15 protein-coding genes are annotated in these 15,934 nt (G+C 40.0%); 7 read left to right on the top strand and 8 right to left on the bottom strand.

Annotated features, from left to right (window positions below; translation table 11 throughout):
* Window positions 1-10: 10 nt before the first annotated feature.
* The 7 genes from ACOB80_RS01255 to ACOB80_RS01225 form a co-directional block, all read right to left on the bottom strand.
* A complete protein-coding gene (locus ACOB80_RS01255) occupies window positions 11-268 on the bottom strand; it encodes an acyl carrier protein (RefSeq protein WP_473163981.1) in 258 nt (85 codons plus the stop codon).
* Between the two features lie 47 nt (window positions 269-315).
* The gene (locus ACOB80_RS01250) at window positions 316-894 is read right to left on the bottom strand and encodes a GNAT family N-acetyltransferase (protein ID WP_473163980.1); all 579 of its coding nucleotides are present in this window, start codon (window positions 892-894) and stop codon (window positions 316-318) included.
* Window positions 894-1,955, bottom strand: a complete 1,062-nt coding sequence (pseG, locus tag ACOB80_RS01245) for a UDP-2,4-diacetamido-2,4,6-trideoxy-beta-L-altropyranose hydrolase (protein ID WP_473163979.1) — start codon at window positions 1,953-1,955, stop codon at window positions 894-896. The genes ACOB80_RS01250 and pseG overlap by 1 nt, the downstream gene beginning before the upstream one ends.
* The gene (gene pseI, locus ACOB80_RS01240) at window positions 1,955-3,016 is read right to left on the bottom strand and encodes a pseudaminic acid synthase (RefSeq protein WP_473163978.1); all 1,062 of its coding nucleotides are present in this window, start codon (window positions 3,014-3,016) and stop codon (window positions 1,955-1,957) included. The genes pseG and pseI overlap by 1 nt, the downstream gene beginning before the upstream one ends.
* The gene (pseB, locus tag ACOB80_RS01235; RefSeq protein ID WP_473163977.1) at window positions 3,013-4,011 is read right to left on the bottom strand and encodes a UDP-N-acetylglucosamine 4,6-dehydratase (inverting); all 999 of its coding nucleotides are present in this window, start codon (window positions 4,009-4,011) and stop codon (window positions 3,013-3,015) included. The genes pseI and pseB overlap by 4 nt, the downstream gene beginning before the upstream one ends.
* A gap of 101 nt (window positions 4,012-4,112) precedes the next feature.
* Window positions 4,113-4,901, bottom strand: coding sequence for an SDR family NAD(P)-dependent oxidoreductase (locus tag ACOB80_RS01230; RefSeq protein ID WP_473163976.1), 789 nt, complete (start codon window positions 4,899-4,901; stop codon window positions 4,113-4,115).
* Window position 4,902: 1 nt separating this feature from the next.
* The gene (locus ACOB80_RS01225) at window positions 4,903-6,501 is read right to left on the bottom strand and encodes an aldo/keto reductase (protein ID WP_473163975.1); all 1,599 of its coding nucleotides are present in this window, start codon (window positions 6,499-6,501) and stop codon (window positions 4,903-4,905) included.
* A gap of 189 nt (window positions 6,502-6,690) precedes the next feature.
* Between ACOB80_RS01225 and pseC the strand changes: the two genes are divergently transcribed.
* Entirely contained in the window at window positions 6,691-7,830 is a 1,140-nt protein-coding gene (pseC, locus tag ACOB80_RS01220; RefSeq protein WP_473163974.1) for a UDP-4-amino-4,6-dideoxy-N-acetyl-beta-L-altrosamine transaminase, read from the top strand.
* A 3-nt stretch (window positions 7,831-7,833) separates the two neighbouring features.
* Here the strand turns inward: pseC and ACOB80_RS01215 are convergent, their stop codons facing one another.
* Window positions 7,834-9,120, bottom strand: coding sequence for a motility associated factor glycosyltransferase family protein (locus tag ACOB80_RS01215; protein ID WP_473163973.1), 1,287 nt, complete (start codon window positions 9,118-9,120; stop codon window positions 7,834-7,836).
* Between ACOB80_RS01215 and ACOB80_RS01210 the strand changes: the two genes are divergently transcribed.
* The 6 genes from ACOB80_RS01210 to ACOB80_RS01185 all read left to right on the top strand — a co-directional run bounded on the left by ACOB80_RS01210 (window position 9,112) and on the right by ACOB80_RS01185 (window position 15,924).
* The gene (locus ACOB80_RS01210) at window positions 9,112-9,474 is read left to right on the top strand and encodes a hypothetical protein (RefSeq protein ID WP_473163972.1); all 363 of its coding nucleotides are present in this window, start codon (window positions 9,112-9,114) and stop codon (window positions 9,472-9,474) included. The genes ACOB80_RS01215 and ACOB80_RS01210 overlap by 9 nt on opposite strands.
* A gap of 142 nt (window positions 9,475-9,616) precedes the next feature.
* Window positions 9,617-12,094, top strand: coding sequence for a 6-hydroxymethylpterin diphosphokinase MptE-like protein (locus tag ACOB80_RS01205; protein WP_473163971.1), 2,478 nt, complete (start codon window positions 9,617-9,619; stop codon window positions 12,092-12,094).
* Between the two features lie 60 nt (window positions 12,095-12,154).
* On the top strand, window positions 12,155-13,474 hold the full coding sequence (locus ACOB80_RS01200) for an N-acetyl sugar amidotransferase (protein ID WP_473163970.1): 1,320 nt from the start codon (window positions 12,155-12,157) through the stop codon (window positions 13,472-13,474).
* Window positions 13,475-13,477: 3 nt separating this feature from the next.
* A complete protein-coding gene (gene hisF / locus ACOB80_RS01195; RefSeq protein WP_473163969.1) occupies window positions 13,478-14,239 on the top strand; it encodes an imidazole glycerol phosphate synthase subunit HisF in 762 nt (253 codons plus the stop codon).
* A 4-nt stretch (window positions 14,240-14,243) separates the two neighbouring features.
* Window positions 14,244-14,873 (top strand): imidazole glycerol phosphate synthase subunit HisH, encoded by a 630-nt coding sequence (gene hisH, locus ACOB80_RS01190; RefSeq protein WP_473163968.1) that lies wholly within the window; start codon window positions 14,244-14,246, stop codon window positions 14,871-14,873.
* Between the two features lie 13 nt (window positions 14,874-14,886).
* Window positions 14,887-15,924 (top strand): N-acetylneuraminate synthase family protein, encoded by a 1,038-nt coding sequence (locus ACOB80_RS01185; protein WP_473163967.1) that lies wholly within the window; start codon window positions 14,887-14,889, stop codon window positions 15,922-15,924.
* Window positions 15,925-15,934 lie beyond the last annotated feature (10 nt).

Raw genomic sequence — 15,934 nt, 5'->3', positions numbered from 1 at the left:
TTGTTTGCCCTTAATCAAAAGTCAGTTCAGGTTTACACTTAATTAGAATAGATTGTGCTTTGGTAAATGAACTCATATCTAAAATGTCATCCATTTCAAACATCACATCAAAATCTGTTTCAAGTTGCGCAATTAACATCATGTGTGCAGTAGAGTCCCACTTAGGGTTTTCTTGATAGGCCAGCTTGTCGTTAACACTTTCTAGCTCAATATCAAGAGCGGTAGCAAAGGATTGCTTTAATAATTCTAATGATGAAGGGGTTGTCATTGGTAAACCTTTCTTAAATCTTTCTAGCGCTTTAATTAAAGCCTTAATTAAAATCTTATTATTTTAGTAAGCTTGTCTTTAGCTTTTGCAAAACCTTGTTGTTCGAGTCGCATAGTGATTATATCGGCGCCTTTTTCACTTGCCTTAACATTCGACGTACTTTTTTCGGCTATCACTTTATAGCCAAGCGTTTCGTTATATCTTAAAGCTGCGCTATTAGTAGATTTTACTTTAGCTTCCATCACTTGAGTACCTAACCTAAAAAAGTAATCGATTAAGGCCAATGATGGACAAAACGCTAAGATACTATTTTTATAACGAGACTCTGGCACCATGTACAAACCAGGCTCTAAAGTTGATGCCTTTTCAACGCTGCTGCCATTTACTGATGTAACATTGATAACACCAATCACCTCATTTTTGTAATGCGCTAACCAAAAGCCTACGTTGTCTTTTTTCTTGAGAGACTCAAACCAAGCTTGTTGCTGCTCTTGACTGATTTCACTCTGTTCAAACATGTATTGACTAATCTCTGGATTATTTCGCCATAGCCTTACTCGTTCGATTTGTTCATGCTCTAATGGTTTTAATTGAACACCAAAGCCATTTATTTCTTTATCGTACATTAAAGTACCCTACTAACAGACAGCGACAGTAATTTTTCAGCTAAACGGCTAGCGCCTTTGCCATCAATTAAATCAAGACTTGCGCAATGCATTGCTTGCAACTTTTCCGGCGTTTCTATTAACACCAATAACTTTTCTAAGGTCAGTTCAAGAGCGTCATCACGATGACCGTCAACCGCCTCTGCCCATCCTTTATTTTGATGATAATTCGCGGAAACTTGCTGATTATCTGCCACCGTTATCAAGATGCTCGGCACGTTAAAATAGGCAAGCTCGTACACCAGGTTACCTGGAGCCGCGATAGCTAGTGCACTTTGGCTTAATAACTCAGAAAAGTTATCAGGCTGAATGTAATGATGAAATCCCAACGAATGACAACGCTCAGCAATAACATCAAGCTCTTGCACTAGTTTACCTGTCACTACTTGCACCTGAAAGTCTCTTAGTAACCTAGCATGTGTGCTTAAACTATCGAGCAATTTCTTTGTTAAGCCTTTAACATCGCTGCCACCAAAACAAATCGTTATCGCTTTTCGCTCGATAAATTTAGGTTGATAAATTTGCTTTAAGCTGGGGTTAATCATGGCATAATCTAAGCCCAACAAATGATGAGCACGAACCGCGGTTCTTTCATACCCTAAGTCATTAGCATCGGGACAAGCATTAATAATAACGTTAGCTGTTATTTGCTCTCTGGTATTAATGTCATCGAAATAAACGGTTTTAACACCTGCTTGCTGCAGCTCGCTTAGTAAACCTTCATCAAAGTGATAGCCATCAATAACGATAAAATCGGCGCGATAAGCATCATATAAATCGGCAATCTGAAGCGCTTGATTCGCGCCTGTTAAATGATGAAGTTTAACGCCGATATTAACCGCCGTTGTTAGCAAGTAATCGGGTAATTCAGCATAAGCTAAAATAACCTCCACCTCGCGTTTAATAAATGCTTCTATTAATGCCAAACATCGCATTGCATGACCAACGCCTATTTTCGAATTGGCATCGAAACGAAAAATAACGCATTGTGTAAGGTTTTGATTATGCTCAGAACTAGTCATTAACCGTCAATTACCAACTCAGTATGGTCTACACAGAGCGGAGTACCGGTTTTTATATCTACAGCCGCTTTTGAACCAATAAGCTGTTCAAAATATTTAGGCGCTAAGCCTAACCCTGGCCTAATCACGCGAATGTTTTCGGTAGTGAATGTATCTCCAGCTTTAATATCTTTAGCGACATAAACAGAACGGCGATATTTCTTCGATGCTTGTTCGCTGGCAGAGCCGCCATAAAGCACTTGTCCTTTTGCAAGACTGACTTCATTCGCAACGTCAATCAATTGGGCAAATTCTTGAGGCTCTAGTGAGAAATCGGCATCTACACCTCCCTGCTCTCTAGAAAGGACCAAGTGTTTTTCAATAACACTCGCGCCTAAAGCAACCGCGGTCAGTGGCACGGTTAGCCCTAAGGTGTGGTCTGACACACCAACCAGACATTGAAACTTTTCAGCTAAATCGGGAATAGTAGCTAAATTTGCTTCTGATATTTTTGCCGGGTAAGCACTTGTACATTTAAGTAAGATAAGTTCAGTACAGCCATTATCACGTAAGTAAGCAACCGCTTCTTCAATTTCTTTTTCTGATGCCATGCCCGTAGACATAATGACAGGCTTTTTCGTCTGAGCGACTTTCTTTAACAGAGGAAAGTCATTGTTCTCAAAAGAAGCAATCTTATAACAAGGGACATCTAAGCTTTCGAGAAAATCTACTGCAGATTCATCAAAAGGCGAACTAAAAGCAACCAGTCCTAATTGCTTAGCGTAATCAAAAAGTTGCTGATGCCACTCCCATGGCGTATAGGCTTTTTGATATAACTGATGCAATGTTTGGCCTTGCCATAAGTTATCACCTTCTAAAATTTGAAAATCTTCACCGTCGCAATCTAACGTCATGGTATCTGCAGTGTAAGTTTGCAGCTTAATTGCCTGTACGCCAGCCTTAGCAGCAGCGGCAATCATCTCCATAGCAGAGTCTAACGATTGATTGTGATTACCCGAGAGTTCGGCGATGACAAACGGCGTGCCGCCTTTGCCGACAGAAAAATTACCTAAAGAGATCATGACAAAATCAGCTTGTTAAGCTCGGCGATTTCACTCACCGATAAGAAGTGTTCATTGTTGCCTGAGTGATACTCAAAGGTCTCTTTCACTTCTTTGCCTTTTTCGCCGAGTTTATTGGTTGTGTAGTTAACATCTTCAAAGAATACGATGGCGGGTGTGATCACGTAGTGATCGTCAAATTCTAACGTTTGACGACTGTTTTCTTCGGTGATCATCACCTCGTGCAGTTTTTCACCGGGACGAATACCTACCAGATCATAATCGATACCTTCTCCCATCGACTTAACTAAATCGGTTATTTTTATCGATGGAATTTTGGGAACGTAGATTTCACCGCCTTTCATGCGATCAAAAGATTTTAAGGTGATATCTACGCCTTGAGATAAAGGCAGCCAAAATCGGGTCATACGATCATCCGTCACCGGCAGTGTAGTCTTACCTTCCTTCACTAACTTATCAAACAGCTGAAGTACAGAGCCTCTTGAGCCCGCCACATTGCCATAACGAACCACTGAAAAACGCGTGCCTTGGCGACCAGCGATATTATTTGCAGCAACAAACAGTTTGTCTGAAGCTAACTTACTCGCACCATATAAATTAATCGGGTTAGCCGCTTTATCAGTAGACAGCGCCACGACTTTCTTCACTTTTTGCTCTATGGCTGCCTCGATGACGTTTTGTCCACCAAGCACATTGGTTTTAATACATTCCATAGGATTGTATTCAGCCGCAGAAACATGCTTAAGTGCTGCAGCATGTACAACAAAATCAACGTCAACAAACGCAGTTCTCAAACGACTTTTATCGCGTACATCGCCGATAAAAAAACGCATTGCTTTGTCGGTAAACTCTTGCGCCATTTCATATTGCTTTAACTCGTCTCTTGAAAAAACAATGACGCGCGCAGGCTTATAGTGCTTTAGTACTTCACGGATAAAATGTCGGCCAAAAGAGCCGGTACCGCCTGTTACTAAAATACTTTTTCCGTCAAACATATAAAACTCTCATTTGTGCACTTCATTAAGATAATAAAAGCAACAACTTAATAAAGCTAGCTTGCCTTTAATTTACGTTGATTTAATCGACAAAAAACGCCTTATCTCACTGTCCAACCGCCATCAACGATAAGATTGTGGCCAGTAACATAACTCGATGCCTGACTGGCGAGAAACAAAACAGGCCCTTGAAGTTCGTCTGGTTGGCCGAAACGTTCTAGTGGAACTTTGCTTTTCAACTTCGCCATCAACTCAATATTAGTTTGTGCTTGCTCACTTGGAAAAGCACCAGGTGAGATACAGTTCACTCGAATACCTTTAGCTGCTAACTCACTTGCCGTATATTTTGTCCATTGAATAAGCGCTGCTTTTGCTGCGCCATAAAATGGCGGGTTTACCTGTTCAGGTGAACCATAAACAGACTGTTCTGGCGATACAACACCGTACATAGAGCTAATATTAATACAACCGGCATTGTTATCTTCGAACACCGCAGTTTCCATTAATGGCAGGCAATGTTTTAACAATCGCTGCGCAGCGATTAAGGAAACATCAAAACTAGTGAGGTAGTCTTCATCTTGCGCTGTACTAACGGTTCCGCCTTTGCCTGCATAGGCATTGTTGACCAGAACATTCATTTTTTTAAGATCTGCTTGTTCAAAAAAACTGGCCACCTGCTCTTTATCAGTAATATCGAAAACAGCTGGAACTACGTCAAGTTCTTGCTGCTTTAGCGTGAATGCCAGTTGTTCAACTTTATCGGCGTTTCGGCCATTGAGATAAACCTTGGCGCCGGCTTTTGCTAACGTAATAGCCATGGCCTGACCAAGATGTCCTGTGCTACCGGTAACTAACGCGACTTGATTAGATAATGAAAATAACGGTGACATATTAACTTTCCTTCCAAGTAGCGGGATTAAGGCTTTTTTCGTTGATATTAGGCCTACTTTGCTCTATTTCTAACCACTGACATTCAGTTAATGGCGGCAACTTTATATAATTAGCAGCTTCTTGTAACTCCGCCTCGTTTTGCATTCCTATCACTAACTTATCACACCATGGCTGGCTTTTGACATAACGTATTAGTAGCGACTTTAATGAGGTGCATTGGCACTTATCGACCATTTGCTTCATCCAATTGACTATTGCTGTAACTTGATTAGATTCAACGCCTGCCCTTTTCCATAATTGTGCATCCTCACTCAAGAGTAAACCTTGCAAAAAGACACTTCTGACATGTACTTCAATATCACACTTTTGCTTGTACTGAGTTAGCAATAACAAACTATCTCGCCAGCGATTATCCAGCATATTAAAAGGCAATTGAATAACATCTAAGTCAGGCGTATCTAACGCCTTTTTCAGCTCTTCCGGTGTTTGCACAGAGGCGCCTATTTTTTCTATTTTATGCTGTATTTTTAACGCTTGTAGTACCGACCACACTTTGCCATCTTCCAACCACAACAGCTCTGCTCTATGAACCAAATAACTGACACTGAGATCCGGAAATTTTGCTAAAGACTGCTGTATTTTTTCGTTGATTTGTAATGTTGAAAGTACAGAAACCTCTTCTGCGCTCAGTGGCATTAACTTAGAGATAACCTTATCTTTGCTGTCAAGGTTGGTAGACAAAACATCTTCGCTATCACCATATGCTTGCGCTGTATCATATGTGTTAACACCTAATGTTCTCGCCGTAGAAATAAGCTGAGCAACTTTTTCTTGCGAAGGCTTACCATCAAAGTGAGTAACCCCATAATCCAAACCAAATTGAGCGCTGCCAACAACTAGCTTGCTCAATTGCCTGTGATTGTTTTGTATCTTCAACTTTTTACATAATTCGATATATGAAATAGAGGTAGGCTTCTCAACAACGTCAAACAAGGCTTTCATCCATTGGTAATCATCTAGCGTATCAACGGTTGCCCTAAGATAGCTTAAGCCCAGTTCGCTTTTCTCTTGATAAAGCGTAGCGTCATATTTTTTAATGATATCTGGCGTGACATGCTCTTTGCTAAAAGCTGTGTTCGCATTTTGATGTGCTATTCGAAGCGCTTTTACTCGAAACACTTCAGCAGATAAACCATAAGGTAGTCCCGTTGCTTCTCCCGTTGTGCCAAGATAATCCAAATTATGTTCAATAAAGTGGTTAACAACTTCTTCGATAAACTTGCCATCAGGGAACAGATTGTCTCCTGTTAGTCGAACGACAATACTTGTTTCTTCTTCACCTTTTAACGCGTCGCTAAACCTTGCTAAGGTGTTGTGCAGGCTACCACGAAAGTATTTGATACTGTGCTCAAACAAAGCTGTTTCGAGAACATCATCGCTAGCATCAGTCGAGGTAACCACTCTAACATCTAGGCCAGTATTTGCCGCTCGCTTTGCCGCTAGCACCACCAAAGGAATGCCAGCAATGGGTTTTAACACTTTATTAGGTAAACGAGATGAAGACATACGTGCTTGAAGTAAGCAAATAATTTTCGGCATATTCTTGCTTGCTGACGATTTTTGAACGCTCAAAAAAATTTTCTCGTGATGTAACCAGTAAGGTTTATATTCAAGTTTTACGCCATTTTAAATAAATATTCTTTATTAGCAACGGCTTAAATTATTACTTTGAAATACCCTACTTGCTTCCGTTAATATGGTCACAGACAAACAAGCGATAGAAAATTCATGATCCCATACGGTAAACACTCCATCTCTCAATCGGATATCGAAGCAGTTATCGATACATTAGAAAACTCCTTCCTAACGCAAGGCGACAAGGTTCCAGCTTTCGAGCAAGCGATCTGTCAATACGTTGGGGCTAACTATGCTGTTGCCACCAACAGTGCAACATCGGCGCTTCATATTGCTTGTTTAGGATTAGGGTTAACAACACAAGACATAGGCTGGACTGTACCATTAACCTTTGCCGCATCGGCAAATGCGATGCGATACTGCGGCGCTCAAGTAGATTTCGTTGATATTGACTTAGCAACAGGCTGTATATCTGTTGACGCATTAGCGGAGAAAATAGAGCAAGCGGCAATTGCAAACCGTCTACCTAAAGTGTTGATTGTCGTCCATTACAGCGGTATTAGTTGTGATATGGAAGCCATCGCTAAGTTATGCCAACCATACAATATCAAAATTATTGAAGATGCATCACATGCCATTGGCGGTAAATATCAGAACAAAGTTATCGGTAATTGCCACTATAGCGACTGCACTATTTTTAGTTTCCACCCTGTTAAAATAATCACCAGCGGTGAAGGTGGTATGGTGGTGACAAATAACGAGCAACTTGCGCAACAAATGAAGTTGTATTCATCCCATGGTATTACCAAAACCTCTACTCAAAGTGCTGAGCCATGGCTTTACCAACAACAAACATTGGGATTTAATTATCGCTTAAGTGATATCCATGCAGCCCTTGGTTTAAGCCAGCTATCTAAACTCGATAATTTTGTTGAGCAGAGAAACCAGCTCGCCCAAATTTACGATAAAGGGCTATCGTCACTCCCAGTTAAGTTACTCTCTGCGCCAGAAGATTGCATGTCTGCGTGGCATATTTATGTCATTCAATTAACGGAGAAAAGCCCATTAAATCGCGCTGAGTTATACGCGAAATTGCAAGAGCGTAAAATTGGTTGTCAGGTTCACTACCTCCCTGTGCACTGGCACCCTTACTATCAAGAATTAGGCTTTAAACAAGGACAATTTACCAACAGCGAAACCTTTTATAATCACTGTTTGACCTTGCCGCTCTATCCTGAAATGGAGCGACAAGATGAGATTATAAGCTGCTTATCCGAGTTACTAATGAAATAATAACTACTCTGTTGCTTCTATCAAGCGGGTGCCACGAATTCTGGCACCTTCTTCGCTGCCGTTAACGAATTCTATATTAGACTGTTTTTCGATATAAGACTCTAAGTCTCGTAAAAAGCCACGGTAATTAAGCAATGTCGGTATTTTCTCGCCTTTGCCGTTAAATACCCAGTGAGGTGATTTGTTAGCCAGGGTATTAGATTTGAGGGTTTGTCCTTCCGAGTAATATACTTCTCCTGGAAAGCCAAAATCTGCACCTAATAAAATAATCTTATCAGCGCCCATCTTAATCGTTAAATCGATAGCGGTATGAATAACACTGCCAGCAGCAAACAACCTAGTTCTTGGATATTCTTTACTTACATCGTCGAACAAGCCACCTTGAGAAAACGCACAATAGCGCTTTCCTGGCCAGTTATTAACAAACTCTCTTATCCCCCTTGGAAAGTGCAATAACTTAGTTTCCGTAAACGGGCTTAATTCGATTCCATCCATGAGTAGATCTGCTTGATGATCTACTGTGACAACCACATCTGGCACAATACGATTCTTTATCAACGTTTTAACGGCTGCGTCACAAGCAACGATTAACTTATCACCAACATTGTTTTTTAGCCTATCAATGTGCTCATTTAACGTCGGCCCTGCGCCGATAACGTACGCACCACCTTTATAGCTATTAAATATCTCTTTAACATCAGCATCGACTTTAAGAAGCTCTATACCTTCTTGTATTTGCTTTTGGACAGTTTCATTATTTATATCGTGCCTCAAATGTATAAACTCGTTGTCTAATTCAAGTACGATACGATCCCTAAGCTCAGCGAGCGCTGAGTCAACTATCTCCAATTCAGAAGGAGAAACTGCAAATGGCTGGTACGGAGTTGTTTCTTCATCTGGGTAATGTAAAACAACTCTCTCATCAGACAACCAGTCACTGTGTTCAGTAACGTTGAGTACATGAACAAATAACTCTAGGTTTAGTATAAAAACATTTATCTTAGCGAGACTTGGCCTAGATAATAATTCTCGAGGCAAATCACCTAAGCCTACACCGTATACATTAGCAACAATTGTTCCAGCAGGTATTCGCTCTGCTTGAATAATAGCTTCTTTCTGTCTGTCATAGCTGCTTGTTAGTTGACGGTTGTTAATAAGAAGCGTAATGCCTTCAACCTCGACCTTAAGCCTTTGAGCTGTAACTGATTGAATTTTAGTTGCGATATCGGGCCAACGGCCTTCTACAACTTTGATGTTTTCTAAAAATAAATCAGCTTGTGAATGACTCATACTCATAAAATTACTTGTCGTTTTCGTGGCGTTCAATTTACCATAGGTTTTATTAGACTCACAGAGGTAAAGTCATTGATGACAAGCGTTAATATTGAAGAGCTTTTTCAAAACTTAGAAAAAATATGTGCTTATTTGCGTCGGGGAGAAAGTAATTTAGCTATTTGGTACTTTCATAGCGAAACCATTCACTTAGAAAAATTCATTGAAAAATATCAACTACAACAAGACGATCACACAAACAATTTGCTGAGTGTTATGTTAGATGCTCAAGAGCGCAGAGATTATCTATTTTTAGCCGATATTATACAGTACGAACTAATTTCGCACTTTAATAAAGTAATGACAAAATAAGTACGCCAATTAATTGACTACACTTATCATCGTTTTTGGCGCAAATCCTGCTTAAATTCAAGTGTAAGATAAGAAAAGTAAATAATATTTTAGGAACGCTGTTAGAATCTCAAGAAATGGCGAACAAGAATCAGTGAGTGTTATGACTATAGAAGCCTACCGCATCAGCCAACATGGTGAACCATATCTATACTCTATTAGTAGAGATACTTTCGAAAAGAAAAAAGCCGCAGATAACTTTCATGCTATTTATGGCGAAAAATTAGATACAAAAGACACTTTATATATTGTTCTTGGCACTGATGGCGGATTGTTAGTCGACCATATTTTAGAAAAGGGCCTGCCATATGGCTCTAGGTACCTCTTCATCGAGCATCAAAACATTATCGATAGTATCGAGGCACAGCTGACGTTTACTGAATGGGATGATAAAGTCGAAATATGTACCTTAGAAAATTGGCAAGAAGTTGCCGAAAAACACAAAATACATTCCTATCTATTTACAGAAAAAATTGAGTACATAAAATCTATTTCTGCCATTGATGGCTATGACGCTCGTTATTACGAATACAATGATGCTATTAATTTAACCATCGCGTCTATAAAACATAAAACAATAATGAGCTTAAGTAGGCGTCCGTTTATCGAGCGCAACTTTGAGAACCTTGCCGAAAACGCGATACCATTTATTCAACTTGAAAATAAGTTTGAAGGTAAAACTTGCGTTGTTTTAGGTGGCGGCCCTTCGTTAGATCGACATACAGAATGGCTTAAAGAAAATCGAGAAAGCTTTATTGTACTTGCAGTGTCCCGTATTGCCCGCAAGTTAATAAATGACGGTATTACTCCAGATTTAATATTCTCTGTTGACCCTTATGACGTAAGTTTTGACGTTTCTAAAGAAATGTTAAATTTACCTGAATCAGTGATTTTCGTTCATTCGAATTATGTTGTGCCTACATTATCTGGGCAGTGGGCTGGTAAACAGCTTTACTGTGGTTCAAGAACTCCATGGGAAAGTGATTACTCACCTACCAATTTGGATTTGCAAGGTCCTACAGTTACCAATTATGCTTTATCTGGTGCTATTCATTTAGGTTTTGAACGTATTCTGCTTTCTGGCTTCGACCTATGTTACGCTAAAAATGGTATGACTTATGCCTCAAACAGTAATGAAGCCAAAGTAGGCCCAATGCTCAACTTAATTGGACAGTGGGTAGATACTTACAATGGAGATCGCGCAGAAACCTCCACTTCTTTTCTGCATGCAAGCTACGTTTTGAATGATCAAGCAAAGTTAGCAGAAGCAAAAGGCTCAACTGTCATTAACTTATCATCAACGGCGATAAAATTAGATAATATTGAGCAATTATCGCCAACCGAAATTTCACTAACGCCAGATCGTCATTTACGAGATATTTTTGATAGTATTGAAATTCATTCAAGTAAAGAACAAGGTTCGCTCAAAGGACTTATAAAAGAAGTCGACAAACTATCAAAAGATATTGTTGCTATTGACGGCATCGCTAAACAAGCTTTGAAAGACAATACGGCGCTGTATAAAACGTATAAAAGCGAAGAAAAAAACCACAAAATTAAGCTTAAATTAGACAAAGCAGAAAATCAGCTGACAACGCGCTACGAAAAAACCAACCTGTTTTTGAAAAAATTCGGTATTAAGAACTTTATCAAAGTCGTACGTACAGATGGTGATCAAGATTGGTCTGACGAAGAGATGGAAGAAACCGGACGTATATATTACCAAGCGTATGTAGATACTATAGAAGACATTCGACCATTATTAGCTTCAGCAAAACAGCGTTTGAAGTCTCGAATTGATGAGTTTAATCCCAAAGCAAACGTTAAAAAACTGATTGAGCAGTGGCAAGAAGACAAGCAGTACAATAGAGGAAAAATCTGGAAGCGCACCTACGCGACTCAATTTGATGCTTTACCTGAAGAGCAAAAGTTGGCTTTTCAAGAGTTAGTTGAAAAGCATCAATATGTAATTGAAAATCAAGATACTGCCCATTTAAAAAGAACGCAAACAGAAGCAAGTTTGACTGGTGTAAACAGAAAAATTGTTTATTTGTTTCAGCGTAAGAATAGAGATGGCTTGGCTCAGTTGTTAGTTAACTTGATAAAAGCAGCAGAAGACAATCCATCAGCTCAATGGTTAGTAGATTTATGTGAAGCTTATATCGCAATCATGAATGACGATACCAGAGCAGCATTTAATTCACTTACTAAAATTGATGACCATTTCTATACTGAAGATGAAGCTATTCAACTATCTTCAATTGCGCTTAAACTAGAAGAAATAGAAACAGCAACTAAGTATTTAGAAAAGCTCGCTCAATTATCTGATATTCACAAACCTAGATACGCTACTATTTTAAAAATTCAGCAGAAATTTGATGAAGCTGAAGCTGTCTATATCGAATACTTAGAGCAAAACCCAAATGATACCCGTATTGTATTAGCCTTAATAAACCTTTATCAAACTATCAATAAAAATGAGAAGGCTATTCCTTACGTCGAACAAATTTTGGCTACAGATCCAAATAACGTTGAAGCAAAAGCTTTGTTTGAAATACTATCTAATCCACAAAACTTATAACGGAAAGTGACACAAGACCAAGAGCTATCCTTGGTCCACAAGAAATTAACGAGAGTAGTTATGTCAATAATTATAAAAAAACCGCAGCCTGTCGATTTTAAAGAATTCTCTCCGTCAGCGGAAAGCCCTCGAACACTCTATGGCCTCCCTGCTGAAGTCGCATTCTGTAAAAAATGTACGATTTCAAATCAGCGCCCTAACTCAGCAGTTGAATATACACATACTGAAAAAACCAAAAAAGCGACCATTAACTTTGATGAACATGGTGTATGTGACGCATGCCGAATGGCTGAAAAAAAGCATCAAGAAATTGATTGGGATGCAAGAGAAAAAGAACTTAAAGCTTTATGTGATAAGTTTCGCTCTAAAGATGGTAGTTATGATTGTTTATTACCCGGCTCAGGCGGAAAAGATAGCTTTTATGCTGCTCACATTCTAAAAGAAAAGTATGGCATGCACCCGTATACCGTAACTTGGGCGCCGCATATCTATACTGAGTGGGGTTGGAGAAACTTTCAACGCTGGATTCACGCTGGGTTTGATAACATGTTAATGACGCCGAATGGCAGAGTACACCGATTATTGACCAGGCTAGCTGTCGAAAACCTCTTCCACCCTTTCCAGCCATTTATGATTGGGCAAAAAGCACTCGCACCTAGAATGGCTGCGATGCTAAATATTCCTTTGGTATTCTTTGGTGAGAATGAAGCTGAATACGGTAACCCATTAGCAGACAACGAGTCTGCAACTCGTGATTGGGAATACTTTACCGCGACAGATGAAAAAGACATAAATATAAGCGGCGTATCTTTAAAGTCCCTTAAAGAAGATTTCGGTCTATCAAAAGCCGACCTAGACCCGTATATGCCAGCCGATCCTGCAAAATTAAAAGCAACCGGCGTTCAAGTAAATTATCTTGGCTATTATTTAAAGTGGCACCCACAAAGCTGTTATTACTATTCCCACGAACACGGTGGCTTTGAAGCGTCTCCTGAGCGAACAGCAGGAACTTACAGCAAATACAATTCAATAGACGACAAAATTGACGATTTACACTATTTCACCACAGGTATTAAATTTGGTATAGGTAGAGCGACCTATGACAGTGCCCAAGAAATTCGTTCTGGCGACATAGAACGTGAAGAAGGTGTGGCATTAGTCAAGCGGTTTGATATGGAATTTCCTGAACGTTTTATGGATGAAATATTGGCATACTTATCTCTTCCAGAAAAAGAATTTCCACTAGCGCACAAATTATTTGAGCAACCTATCATAGATAGAGAATACTTTGAGCTGCTAACCAATCGTTTCCGTTCGCCACATTTATGGAAGTATGAAAATGGCCAGTGGCAACAACGATACACTTCATGGCAGAAATAATTTATGTTTAGACTAGTCGCGAGACTCGATATTAAAGGTAAGCACCTTATTAAAGGGGTACATTTGGAAGGGCTACGAAAAGTCGGTTCTCCAAAAGAATTTGCTGAGCGTTATTACCAGCAAGGTGCCGATGAGCTTGTTTACATGGATGCAGTTGCGTCCTTGTATGGTCGAAACTCTCTGACAGAACTTATTAAAGAAACTGTCAAATCGGTTTTTATTCCGATAACTGTTGGCGGAGGAATCCGCTCTGTTGAAGATGCGACTGAAATTTTACGCTCTGGCGCAGATAAAATAGCAATCAATACCGCTGCAACACAAAACCCAGAATTGTTAACTCAGATGGCTGAGAAATTTGGAAAACAAAGTGTTGTTTTATCTATTGAAGCTAAAAAAATGGCCGATAACAAATGGGAGGTTTATACCGACAATGGTCGTGAAAAAACCGGACTTGATGTTATAGAGTGGGCCAAGCAGGCGTGTGAGCTGGGAGCAGGAGAAATTCTTCTAACATCCGTTGATCAGGAAGGTACGCGAAAAGGCTTCGATGAAGAGTTGCTTAGCGCCGTTTGTCGAGCTGTAGCCGTTCCTGTTATTGCTTCTGGTGGTTACAACTGTGTCGATGACGCTAAAAAAGCATACCAACTGGGGTGCAGTGCTACTGCGGTAGCAGACGCGATCCATTTCGATAGAACCACTATTGGCACCATACGTTCTGATTTAGCGCAAGAGCAGTTACCAGTAAGAAAGTTGCAAGGCGAATAGATAAATGAGCAGTAAAAAAATTACCTTAATAGATTACGGCGCAAGTAACTTGCTCAATGTGCAAAATGCCTTTGAACACATCGGAGCGCAGGTTGATATTGCCACGAAGCCAGAACAAATAGCTGCTGCTCAACGAATTGTGTTTCCCGGTGTTGGATCATTTCCAAGCGCAATCGAACAGCTTCAAGAAAGTGAGCTATTTGAAGCAATTATTGACGGTGCGCAACAAAAGCCCTTTTTAGGCATATGTTTAGGTATGCAATTATTGCTTAGCCATAGCAATGAGTTTACTCTCACCCAAGGATTAAACTTAATACCAGGCGCTGTTACTGACTTGCCAAAATCAGATGATTTAGGTAACCCTTTAAGAGTACCGCATACTGGATGGGCAACATTGTCGTTAGAACAAGAACATCCCTTGTTTTCTGGTGTAGAGAAAAACACAGCATTTTATTTTGTTCACTCTTTTCACGGTGTTTTGGATGACACGTCAAATTTAGTGGCAACTACAAAAATTGCCAACATGCCAATTACCGCATCAATTGCAAAAGACAATGTCATTGGCTGCCAATTTCACCCAGAAAAGTCAGGTAAAGCAGGCCTAACCTTGTTAAACAACTTTTTGCACATATAGGCAAGTAACTCATATGACTCACACAAACTATTGGCACTCCCTTGAACAACCTTTATTTCTTCCTGATATAGGTACATTTTTTAATCAAGATGTCAGCTTAGCTATTGCTCTTATTGACCAATTAGCAGATGCAGGTATTAGCTGTGTTAAAGGAGAAATACTCCACAACGCCAATATTTGTTTAAATCAAGGTGCTGTAGAGAGTTACTTGGGCAGAGACTCAAATGAAAAAGTTCAGGAAGATTATTATCAGCTAATTGAACGTAAGGTAGTGAGCCTGGACAACTACCGCACTATATTTAATCACGCAAAGTCAAAAGGTATGCAACTCGCCTTGTCTATTTATGACTTTGAAGGGGTAGACTTTGCGATAGACATTGGTGTTGATTATTTAAAAGTAGCTTCGTCTAATATTACTCACCAGCCCTTAATTGAGTATATGGCAAAAACAGGTAAGCCCTTAATTTTCGATACGGGACATACGAGTGTTGAAGAAGCTTGTCGAGCAGTGAGCTGGGCGCTTGACCAGGGCAACCCACATTTATTGGTTGAGCATAGTCCACTGCCCCCACCTAACTCCACATCACTTCATAACCTCAAGTTTATGGAAACGTTAGGGACAGCGACAGGCCTCCCTGTCGGTCTGTCTGATCATCATGCACAAGATGAAATGCTTTATGCGGCTGTTGCACTTGGCGCAGTTGTTATTGAGAAAGGCGTTTGCCCAGATGATTTGCCAGATGAGCACGATGGTGGCCACGCTTTAGCTATTAGTGAAGTAAAAACAGTTTCTAATAAGTTGGCGAATGTTGCCTCTGCATTGGGCAATGGTCAAAGACCACTCGCTAGGCAACGTGACAAGTACCAATCGAGGATGGGTTTAGTGGCGAAAAAAGACCTGACAACGGGTGACAAAATCCATCTAACAAATGTTACTTTTGCTTTTCCTTGTTATGGCATCGGTACAGAATACTGGAGCGAAGTAGAAGGTTTAACAATAAACAAACAAATCAAAGCTGGTGATGTTATTCACTGGCAAGATATTGGATAAATGGCTCAAA

The organism is Thalassotalea coralli, assembly GCF_055786205.1.
This window is presented reverse-complemented; position numbering and strand designations above follow the sequence as displayed.